Raw genomic sequence first — 10176 nt, 5'->3', positions numbered from 1 at the left:
AGGGCGGCGAGCAACTGGGCGCTGTCGAGTGCGGCGGCCACGGGGTCCTCCTCGTTGACGAGCGCGCAGGTCGCGCCCACCCCTGCTTACACCCTCCGAGCTCGCCGATACACAGTTGTGAGCAGGCCGTGATGGCCGAACGCCCAAATTCGTCAGTCGGTGGACGGCGGGACGAGCGCCTGGCAGCTTTAGATCGATGCGGGCGAAGTCGTCGGACGTCGCGTTGAGCGCTTCCACGGGCATGCCAGCTGCACACGCCAACGTCGCCTCGGCAGGGAAGGACGCACGCGGCGGTTAGACGCACGTCGTCGTCGTGCAGCCTTGGGGCTTGGAACGCTTCCTGAAGTGCCGTACCCATGGGGCAGCGCCGCTTCCGCCGAGCGGGTACGACCGGCCTCTGTTACGTTCCGATGATGGTCAATGTCGTTGATGTGATTGAGAACCCGGTCACCGGGGAACGGATCACGTTCGTGCGGACGAGCGAACAGACCGGTGGTGCGCTCGCGGAGCTGGACCTCGAGTTGAGCCCCACGGCCTTCTTGGCAGCGGAGCACATCCATCGTTCGCAGGAAGAGAAGTTTCACGTCCTTGAGGGCCGCATCCTGCTGCGGTGTCGCGGTGAAGAGTCGCTGAGCGGCCCAGGGGACACCGTGGTCGTGCCTGCGGGCGCCCCGCACGCGTGGGCGCCGCACGGCGGCGCGGCGGCCAGAGTGCGCATCACCTTCACTCCAGGGGCCGGCATCGAGCAGTTCTTCGATGAGTTCTTCCGTCTCGCCCGCGAAGGTCGGGTCAACGCCAGGGGGATGCCCTCGCTCCCGATCACCGCTCGACTGGGTCTCGCTCACGACATGTACCTGGCCGGTCCGCCCGTGCCCCTTCAACGCACTGTCTTTCGGGTGCTAGCAACGACGGACAGGCTGCTTCACCGTTCTGGCTCCTGAGCGGCCAGAACGCGGCGGAAAGGCGCAACCCCTGGATCGCAGCAAAAGGGTGCCTTGCGTTGAACACCTTCAGGAAGTCGGGTAGACGATCGACGGAAGGTGACTGCGCGTTGCCAACGCGGCAGCATCCTGCTTGAAGGCGCTGGATCGGCCGCGCAGGTTCAGGTCCGGCAACATCATCGCCGTGCCCACTGCTCTCTCGTAATCTCGAACCGGAAGCCACCACGCTCCGCGCCCTCGACGCCCTGCATGTCGTCGGGCGTGGGGATCGACTCGACGACCGACATGCCGACCTTCTCCATCACTCGCTGTGAGGAGACGTTCAGCGCCATGGTCTCGCCCCAGATGGTGCTGACATCCAGCTCCGAGAAGCCTTTGTCCACAAGGGCATTCGAGCCCTCGGTCGCGTACCCCTTCCCCCATGCGTCCCGGCGGAGCCTGTAGCCGAGCTCGACCTCGTCCAGCGGACCGGTGCGCTGCGGGCGCAGGCAGAACCAACCGATGAAGGCGCCGGTCTCCTTCTCGTAGGCCGCGAACAGGCCGAACCGACCGTTCCACCGCTCATACGCGGCGAGGAGGCTAGGGATGACCTCGTCACGAACGACGTCGTCCGACAGCGACGGCTCGCCACCGGTGAGGTACCGCATCACTGCCGGGTCACTGTCCAGCTCGATCAGCAGGTCCGCGTCCTGCGCTGTGAACTGGCGCAGCACCAGGCGCTCGCTCTCGAGGTAGTCGCTCATGCTGGAAGCATGCCCAGGGCGATCCGCATCGCCAAACGAGTTTCGGTCGGGCCGGCCCTTCCCCGGTCCCTCGCAGGTAATGGCTGGAGCTATCGGGCACTGGTTCGCGGCGGAATGACGCATCCCACCGGTGGAGGCTTCTCCGCATTTCTCCTGTTCGCCTTCGGCTACCGGTTCTTTGACGGACTAGGGAACCGCGTCGCGCTGGGGTGAGGGATAGCGGTCGCCTGCTGCGTCATCAACTGACTCGAGCCAGGAAAAGGGTCACTCCTGGGGTCGTGAGCGTGCATCCCCTGGGGCAGTATCTGCGCACCTCGGCGGCCACGATGCCGTGCTCTACGACATGCAGGTTCGTGCCGCACTCGGGGCACGGCGTCACAGTGACTCGCACATGGTTGGGCATGTGCACGAAGCTACTTCGTAGGCGGGACAGAAGCCCCCCATAGATGCAGTAGCCCGTCCCCACACCATCTGACATAGACCGTGCCCACGACGACTAGGCAGACACGTAGGCCCGGGGACCGAAGCTCTCTGTGATGGAAAGTCGCAAGGAACTGCCCGACACAGCTGTGAAGCCGGCTCAAACAGCCCGAGAAGGTTCCACCGTTCGGATGAGTCCGTGTCAGCTAGATAGACGATGAGCTATCACCCGAACGGCCTGTATATTTGGGGCAATCGGGACAGTGAGGGATCTGGCTTTACCAAGCCTTTACGCGATGATGACTGCTTCTTGACCAGGCACTAGTGTTCGAGATGTGCCCGCAGGACGATCTTGGGGAAGGTCGCCTCGGGGCCAAACAGGGGGTAGGGCTTTGGCTGGTCTGGTCGCTGCAGGGGGATCGCGACCAGACCAGCCAAAACCCGAAATGGGGAAGATCCGCAGCCGCTGAAGGTCTGGCGAGGGACATGCGAGTCCATGTCACCTCCCCGCCAAGTGGGCTTGGGCACCGGATCGCGGAATGCTAGGACGGTGACTTCAAAGTCGTCCACGGACGCCTCGGCGCCGCTCCAGTCTGGCGCGCAACCATCCGTGTGGCTGAAGCACAGTTTCGCCTTGGCAGGCCTGGCGTAAACTGAACCGGCGGACATGCGCGGGCCGCGGTCGAGCTGGCTGGATCGTGGGGAGGGCCGATGGCGGACAACTTGTTTGAGGGATTCTTCATCGTCGCGTTCGCGGTCGGAGTCGTGTCGTTTCTGTGGTTGGCGATTGCCGGAGTGGTGTCGCGCCACCGCGATCACCGGACGGCAGAGGAGCGGTGGGCTGACGATCACGGGGACGAAGACCCCGACAAGGTGAAGCTGTATGGCGGGCCGAGCTGGACTGGTCCTGGTCCAGGCTTCTGATCTCTGACGGCAACCAGGCCTCTGGCAGGTTTCTGGGTGAAGCCATGTCGGTGATGAGGCCGCCGTCGGGGGTGGGTCGCTCAGTCGTAGTGCTGCAGGGTCGGCCACAGGGCGGCCCACCCGGTGGAAGGGACTCGGCATAGGGCGACCACGCTGCCCTGCTCCTCGTTGTCGACCCCGACACCGTTGTCCATGGTGCCCATCCACTGACAGTCGTCGAAATGCCTGTTCAGGTCCGCGAAGTCCTCGGTCCAGGCGAGCACGACGTCACGGTTGTGGGGCGGCGGCCCTTCGAAGTACAACTCGTTCTGACCGCTGAAGACAGGGGGCAGGTCGCGCCCGTATCGCGCGACGGCTCCTGCCTCACCGTAGTTGCCGGTGAAGACCACCACTCTGGGGCGCTGCCCGGTCGGGATCCGCTGATAGGCGGCACGCAACGTGTCGACGTATGCCGGCCAGCCGACTTGGTCGCCGATCGTCGGGTTCAGTGCGGCTTGGACGCTGACGTGTGACAAGGGTAGGAGCGGCAGCGCGATGAACGCGTTCACGGTGCCGTTGAGGGCGACCGCAGCGACGAGCAGCCAGGTGGGGCCTCGGTCAGTCGCCCAGCCGGCGGCCAGGACGAACGCAAGCAGCCCGAAGGCGTAGTAGATCTGCCCCCCGGCCAAGAAGGTGACGGCCAGCGCGACCAAGGTAGCCAGCGCTAGGCCACGCAGCGGCCTCCAGGCGGAACGGCGCAGCAAGGAAACGAAGCCGAGGACTACGACCCCGAACAGGGGTGGCCCGATCAGCAGAACCTGGTAGGGGATCAGCTGTGCTCGGACGTCGCTGGCGTTGTTGTGGTTCAGCGCGCGAGCCATGGTCAGCTGCGGGAAGTGATGGGTCGCCTGGTAGAGCAGTGTGGGCGCGGCCAGCACAAGGGCGATGACCACTCCGGCGAGGAGATGGTGTGAGCTGAGGACCGACCGTGGTCCCAGACCCAGGATTCCGGCCGCCAGGGATAGCAGCAGGATCGCGACGAGCAGCTTGTTGTCGGCTGCGACGCCGAGGACGGCTCCCGCAGCGAGCCACCACCGGGAGTCGCGCAGCAGCGCGCGAGTCACCGCCAGCAGTGCGGCCGCCCAGAGGGTGAGGTCGATGGTGCCGGTGACGAAGTAGTGGCCGCCCAACAACGGCAGCGCAGTGGAGGCGTAGCCCCAGGCGGCCAGCCCCTGAGCGCGGCGACTTCCGCCGAGCTCACGCGCGGTCAGGGCCGCCAGCACGACACCTACGGCGGTGACAAGTGGCGCCAGTGCCCGCAACCCGAAGACCGTGTCACCAAACAGGCGGATCGACACTTTCGCCAACAGCGGAGTGAGGAACGGCTGGTCTACGTAGCCCCATCGCGGGGGCAGCATCCGGAAGTACAGCTCGTCGCGGTGGTAGCCGTATCGCGACAGGGTGGCGTAGAGCAGGGCGCAGACAACGGCTACCGCCGCCGCGATCCAGCGCCATGGTGGGGGCGTCAGGTCGGTGACGATCGCATCACCGCCGCCGTCTGCCGACCGTGCCCCACCCGACCAGGACGTCATAGCCATACTCGCCTCGCCGCCTAACGGGTTTCCGGCGCAGAGCCTAACCGGCACAACCGAGTCCTGCGTCGTCCGGACGCGCCGAGCTCACGCTCCCCACGGCGATAGCTCGCCGACGGGCGGCCAGGGCCGCCGGATACCCCTCCTCCACCAAGCCGTCCCGGCGCTCAAGCTGATGCTCACCCGACGGTCAGCGAATGCCTGTGTCGCAGGAAATGTCGACCTTCGAATACGCACCGGCCCCGACTCGCGCGTCCTTCCGCTCGCAGGACATGCCGGCGTCGGCTGTGACGACGTACTTCCCCGGTGCCACGGCGACGCGGTAGTTGCCGTCCGCGTCGGTCGTGGTGCGCGCCACCACTTCGCCACCGGCATACGAGTCGCCGGGCCGCTGCTTGGCAACGGTGACCTTCGAGCCTGCGGCCGGCTTGTCTTCGCATGGGTCACCCTCGGTCTCGACGGGGCACTGAGGCCCCAGGTGGACGCGGCCAATAACGCCCGACTGGTCGAGAGTCGTCCCAGAGCTATGGTCGCCGCAGCCGGCGAGAAGCAACCCGGTTAGGGCAACGGTGAGTACTCCACCTACGCGCACGTCGATGAGACGTTCAAGCGCGCACTGACGCTCCACGAACGAGGTCCGTGCCGGCGACAAACCGCGGGGCGCCTCAACAATGCAGGCGAGCGAATGCGGGCGGATTGACGCACCCCCGCCGGTGGCGACGACGTACCCAGTCGCGATCACGGATACTCGGACGTATGGCCCCCTGTAACCCTGTGCTCCGGCCGTTCACTCACCACGGCCAGGGCCGGTAGCAGAGTGGACGTTCGCGTCGGGCTGTGTGGGTGGACGGTCTCCCAGTCGTCGTATGCGCGTCGCTTCCCCGTGGTCGAGGTGCAGCACACGTTCTACGATCCGCCAGCGGACGCCGTGCTGACGCGCTGGCGGAGCGAGGTGCCGGCCAGTTCCGAGTTCACCATGAAGGCATGGCAGGTCGTGACCCACGAGTCCAACAGCCCCACCTACCGACGACTCAAGAAGCCTCTGCCGGACAGCGCACGCGATCAGGTCGGCGGCTTCCGGACCACGCCCCAGGTTCTCGCGGGCTGGCAGCGCACCCTCGAATGCGCCCGGATCCTGCGAGCCACTGCCGTGCTGCTGCAGTGCCCGAAGAGCTTTAACCCGACGACCGAGAACGTCGCCCGGTTGCGGACCTTCATGGGGCAGGTCGAGCGGCCAGCGGGGCGGCTGCTCTGGGAGCCGCGGGGTGAGTGGCCCACGAACTTGCTCATCGAGCTGTGCGCCGAGCTGGACCTGGTGCACGTCGTCGACCCCATGCAGAGCGAGACCGTGACGCCAGAGCAGACCTACTACCGGCTGCATGGGACCACGGGCTGGCGGCACGTGCATACCGATGACGAGCTGCGCCGGCTGCGCGACCTGGTCGAGGGCCGGCCCTCGCCGTACGTGATGTTCAACAACATCCCCCGCGCAGGCGACGCCGACCGGTTCATCAGCCTGCTTCGTCATCAGGGTGCGTGACCGCGGCAGGTTGGCCAGAGGCGGACCGCGTCAGTGCAGCGGCAGAGGCGGCTCGGCCCACCATGGGCGCTCGTCGTGGTTGATCCGAACGACCCACTTGACCCAGTGGAAGCCGCGGCGACCAGGGACCACCAGGCGGACCGGCGACCCGTGGGCTGGGGAGAGACTTTCGCCGCTGATGCCGGTTGCCAACAGGAGCTTGTCGGTCAACGGAAGCCGTCGCGAGTATCCCGTCGCGCTGGTCACCTCGACGGTTCCCTTGGCCTCCGGTGGCAGCAGTCGGCTCAGGCGCACACCCGACCACTCCTGCTCGGTCCACCACCCGCCCGTGCAGTCCAGGACCCCCACCTGCCGGTCGTCCCACTGGGCGAGCTCAGCCAGTGACCAGTCTCGCGACGAGCCGCCCGTCGCCACGGTCAACCGCCAGCGCGCTGCGTCGAGAGTGGGCACCTGGTCGAACAGCCACGACGTGGCAGGGATCGCGGTGACTGCGGACGAGGTGAGCTGGAACGACCCGGTCGGACGACGTATGCCGGGCTGCGCCGTGAGCGCGCCGGTCGCCTGGACGCTCGCCTCGAGCGCGGCTGCCACGGAGGTCAGCACGGTCAGTCGCACGAACGAGCGACGCGACAGGTCAGTCCGGCGCGGGCGGACCCGGCGCTGCCGCGCGTGAGCAACCGTGAGGACCCCGGCCAGGACGCCGGCACCCACATGCACCTGCATGGTCGTCAGGGGCGAGCTGGCGAACAACACGCCGGCCACGTGGGCGACTCCCGTGATCAGGGCGAGCAGCACGCCGAACCACAGAACTATCGACGTGACCCGCCCACGCCGCCCCGGCCGCCGTAGCCCTCTTCGGACGACCATCGACTTCCATGGCACGAGCACTACCACCAGGAGCGCGACGACTCCGTGGATGATGGCGACCGGCCAAACCGGCCCACTGCCCAGCACGAACATCATGAACCCGGTCGCGACCGCCAACGGGACCGCGACGAGCAGGGTCAGGTTGGCCAGTCGACTGCTCATCGGCGTCGGGCCGGGCCCTTCCACTTGAAGTGGACGAAAATTCGGCCGTGGTTGTCCGCGTCCTTCTCGACCCGGTGATAGAGAGCGCGGATCTCCTTCTGGTCGAGGAAGCGCAGCACCCGCTTCTTCAGCGCCCCAGACCCCTTGCCCGGGATGATCTCCACCAGGGGAGCCTTCTTCGCCACGGCTTCGTCCATGACGGCACGCAAGGCGCGGTCGATGTCCGTGCCGCGGTTGTAGATGGCATGCAGGTCGAGCGAAAGCTTCACCCTGCCATCCTGCACCCGACCCTCGCGGTCGACACCATCCCCGGCTGCCCGACCCCTTCTGATGAGCGATCCGCAGATGCCCGCCTCGCGGCGGCAAGTCGCGCGTTGGTAACTCAGGGTCGCGACGGCGTGGTGTTGGGCCAGACGTCCATGGTCGACAGGAAGGACTCGAGGAGCTTGCGGGCGCCGCCGTACGGCCTGACGGAGTTGTCCCACTCGGGGCGCCACACCGCGACGATGGTCATCGCATCGGCGGGGTAGTTTCCGCCGCTGAAGAACGCCTGGACGTTGTCCTTGAAGGGGACCAGCAGTCCCGGGTGGCAGTCCCGCTTCTCGACGCACAGCTCGACGGCCCGGTCGGCGATCCCGTTGCAGGGCGAGTTGCCTGACTTCTTGCAGAAGTCCTCGGCAAACGCCACCAGGTAGGCAGTGGACTCCTCTTTGGTGTCGGGGTCGATCGGTGCGGCCCAGGCACTGACGCGGACGTCGCCCTCGGGTGAGTCCTGGGGAGCCAAGAGGTGGTCCTGCGCGGAGCCTTTCCAGTCCTTGACGTTGGCCTGCCAGGTCCACTTCCGGGTCGCCGCGTACGGGATCCATTCCGAGGGGTAGCGGATGGTCAGGTCGTACACGCTCGACCTGAACGTCAGCATGGACGGCATCGTGAGGGACGGCTGTGGGGCCGGTGTCGTGTTGGCCGGTTCGGGCGCGCTCGTGTCGCGTCCACCGACAAGGGCGGTCGCGGTCACGAGGACCAGGGCGGCTGCCGCGGTGGCGGCCACGGAGGCCACACGGATCCGGTGCGCGCGGGCAGTCGAGCGCACCGCCGCGACGTCGACCTGCGGCGCGACGACCTCGTTCGCGATGTGCTGCATCGCCTGGGTCAGACGCTGGTCCAAGGTCATGACATCGCCTCCTTCGCTGGTCGGGCTGACTGACGGGCGGGCTCGCCCAGCAAGGCAGCCAGCCGCCGGGCCGCAGCGTGACTGTGGCTCTTGACCGTGCCTGGGGCCATGGCCAGGGTCTCGGCGATGTCCGCCTCGCTCAGGTCCTCGTAGTACCGCAATACCGTCACGGCCCGCTGTCGCGGAGGCAGGCTCAGCACCGCCCGCCAGACCCATTCATGCTCCGCCACCTCGTCCACGCGGTCCCCCCACCACGGCTCATCTCGCGGCATCAGCGGCGCCTCGTGAGACGAGCGCATGCGCCACCACGAAATGGCCTGGTTCACAAGGATCTTCCGGGCGTAGGCGACCGGCCGTTCCATCGCATCGACCTTCGACCACCGCTGGTAGACCCGGACCAGGGTCGTCTGCAGGAGGTCCTCGGCGCGGTGGTAATCCCCGGTCATCAGATACGCGGTGCGGAACAACGTCGTGCTGTGAACACGCACGAAGTCGGCGAACCGGTCCTCTTCGCTATGCCGCATCACCCCTCCTCGAGGAAGGACCAGCTGAGTGGACCTTCTACCACCTCAACGCCGCGATGGAGCCGCCAGGTTCAGTCGTCAGAACCGCGAATTGATGCCGATGCCTCGCTCGGCGTCGCGGCGTCGTACGGGTACATCAGCCACAGCGCCTCATCCATGCATTTGGCGAGCGTAGCGACAAAAGCGCAGGTCACAGCCCAAGGCCGCATGCGGCGACCAGCGGTACGGGGAACGCTTTCAACCCCCCCATGCGCCCCCGGGCTGATCGCGGCCGTAAGCGGGCATTTCCGCCTACGAGCTCGGCGTCACCCGCGGCGTAAAGACGCACGTCCGCACTGCGGCATGAGCGGGTATCGGCGAGGCTGAGGCCAAACGCGATTGGGGAAGTGATGACGAGGAAACCAACTCTGTTCCTGACCGTGGGGCTACCAGGCACCGGGAAGACCACTGAGGCACGGCGCATCGAGCTCGAGGAGAAGGCTCTTCGTCTCACCAAAGACGAGTGGGTGAAGGCCCTCTACGGGCTCGCGAACCCGCCAGCGGCCTCTGACGTGATCGAAGGACGGCTCATCGGGATCGGGCTGCGCGCCCTCGGTCTCGGTACCAATGTCGTCATCGACTTCGGCCTCTGGGGTCGAGATGAGCGCTCTGCTCTACGTAAGGCGGCAGCCGACGTCGGTGCAGCGGTAGAGATGCGCTACTTCGAGCTCACGCCGGCCGAGCAGCGGCAACGACTTGACCGACGCCAAGACGAAGAGCCGCAAGAGACGTGGGACATGTCCGATCAGGAACTCGCCACATGGGCCACCATCATCAGCATCCCGACGCCCGGGGAACTAGACGGCAGCGAACCTGTTGACGACCCACCGGCAGGGTTTGCGACCTGGGACGAGTGGCGTAGGCATCGCTGGCCCCCGTCGATTCCCTAGCACCACATTCCAAGCTGCAGCCCATCGGCATGATCGATGCCGAGAAGGGGAAAGGACCCCACTCCGAGGGCCTGGGCGACATGCATGGACGCCATTGACCGTGGTTGCTCTGAGCACCCACAGCGACACTAGGCCCCCTGGCGGGCCGCCAGCTTCGCCGCGCGCTCGTCGCGGCGGGCGACGAACCGGCCGGCCTCCTCATCGAGGGAGGCGACGGCGGCCGCGAGCTCCTCCCGGGCCTGCTCACCCGCGGCGTCCAGGCCCTCAAGGTCCCAGACGCCCCACTGACGCAGCATCGGGGCCACGATGTCGTCGTGGTGGATGCGCAGGTCGTAGATGCCAGCCATGGCCATCTGCACGGCTTTGCGTCCGAACCCGGGGATT

12 protein-coding genes are annotated in these 10176 nt (G+C 66.8%); 4 read left to right on the top strand and 8 right to left on the bottom strand.

Annotated elements, in window-relative coordinates; all coding sequences use genetic code 11:
- Nucleotides 1-410: 410 nt before the first annotated feature.
- Nucleotides 411-941, top strand: coding sequence for a cupin domain-containing protein (locus AC1DXJ_RS20205; RefSeq protein WP_477637853.1), 531 nt, complete (start codon nt 411-413; stop codon nt 939-941).
- A gap of 176 nt (nt 942-1117) precedes the next feature.
- Here the strand turns inward: AC1DXJ_RS20205 and AC1DXJ_RS20200 are convergent, their stop codons facing one another.
- Nucleotides 1118-1684 carry a GNAT family N-acetyltransferase gene (locus AC1DXJ_RS20200; protein WP_477616009.1) on the bottom strand — a complete coding sequence of 189 codons (567 nt, stop codon included), beginning with the start codon at nt 1682-1684 and terminating at the stop codon, nt 1118-1120.
- 1131 nt (nt 1685-2815) lie between these two features.
- Between AC1DXJ_RS20200 and AC1DXJ_RS20195 the strand changes: the two genes are divergently transcribed.
- On the top strand, nt 2816-3028 hold the full coding sequence (locus AC1DXJ_RS20195) for a hypothetical protein (RefSeq protein WP_477616008.1): 213 nt from the start codon (nt 2816-2818) through the stop codon (nt 3026-3028).
- A gap of 80 nt (nt 3029-3108) precedes the next feature.
- Here AC1DXJ_RS20195 and AC1DXJ_RS20190 read toward each other — a convergent pair whose 3' ends face one another.
- Entirely contained in the window at nt 3109-4605 is a 1497-nt protein-coding gene (locus tag AC1DXJ_RS20190; RefSeq protein ID WP_477616007.1) for a glycosyltransferase family 39 protein, read from the bottom strand.
- 184 nt (nt 4606-4789) lie between these two features.
- Nucleotides 4790-5341 carry a carboxypeptidase-like regulatory domain-containing protein gene (locus AC1DXJ_RS20185; protein ID WP_477616006.1) on the bottom strand — a complete coding sequence of 184 codons (552 nt, stop codon included), beginning with the start codon at nt 5339-5341 and terminating at the stop codon, nt 4790-4792.
- Nucleotides 5342-5416: 75 nt separating this feature from the next.
- Between AC1DXJ_RS20185 and AC1DXJ_RS20180 the strand changes: the two genes are divergently transcribed.
- A complete protein-coding gene (locus tag AC1DXJ_RS20180) occupies nt 5417-6139 on the top strand; it encodes a DUF72 domain-containing protein (RefSeq protein WP_477616005.1) in 723 nt (240 codons plus the stop codon).
- A 30-nt stretch (nt 6140-6169) separates the two neighbouring features.
- Here AC1DXJ_RS20180 and AC1DXJ_RS20175 read toward each other — a convergent pair whose 3' ends face one another.
- From AC1DXJ_RS20175 to AC1DXJ_RS20160, 4 genes are all read right to left on the bottom strand, one after another.
- Complete coding sequence (locus AC1DXJ_RS20175; RefSeq protein ID WP_477637852.1) at nt 6170-7168, bottom strand: molybdopterin-dependent oxidoreductase; 999 nt, start codon at nt 7166-7168, stop codon at nt 6170-6172.
- Nucleotides 7165-7437, bottom strand: a complete 273-nt coding sequence (locus AC1DXJ_RS20170) for a Smr/MutS family protein (RefSeq protein ID WP_477616003.1) — start codon at nt 7435-7437, stop codon at nt 7165-7167. The genes AC1DXJ_RS20175 and AC1DXJ_RS20170 overlap by 4 nt, the downstream gene beginning before the upstream one ends.
- Before the next feature lie 113 nt (nt 7438-7550).
- Nucleotides 7551-8339 carry a hypothetical protein gene (locus tag AC1DXJ_RS20165; protein ID WP_477616002.1) on the bottom strand — a complete coding sequence of 263 codons (789 nt, stop codon included), beginning with the start codon at nt 8337-8339 and terminating at the stop codon, nt 7551-7553.
- A complete protein-coding gene (locus AC1DXJ_RS20160) occupies nt 8336-8863 on the bottom strand; it encodes a SigE family RNA polymerase sigma factor (RefSeq protein WP_477616001.1) in 528 nt (175 codons plus the stop codon). The genes AC1DXJ_RS20165 and AC1DXJ_RS20160 overlap by 4 nt, the downstream gene beginning before the upstream one ends.
- Nucleotides 8864-9252: 389 nt before the next feature.
- Here AC1DXJ_RS20160 and AC1DXJ_RS20155 point away from each other — a divergent pair, with 389 nt between their 5' ends.
- Nucleotides 9253-9792, top strand: coding sequence for a P-loop nucleotide/nucleoside kinase family protein (locus AC1DXJ_RS20155; RefSeq protein ID WP_477616000.1), 540 nt, complete (start codon nt 9253-9255; stop codon nt 9790-9792).
- Between the two features lie 128 nt (nt 9793-9920).
- On the opposite strand, the gene AC1DXJ_RS20150 is transcribed toward AC1DXJ_RS20155, so the two are convergent.
- On the bottom strand, nt 9921-10176 hold a 256-nt coding region (locus AC1DXJ_RS20150), incomplete at its 5' end, for an acyl-ACP desaturase (protein ID WP_477637851.1).

This window comes from Pedococcus sp. P2_D9, from assembly GCF_056404275.1.
Note: the sequence above shows the minus strand (reverse complement) of the source record. Positions and strands in the feature narration are given on the sequence as shown.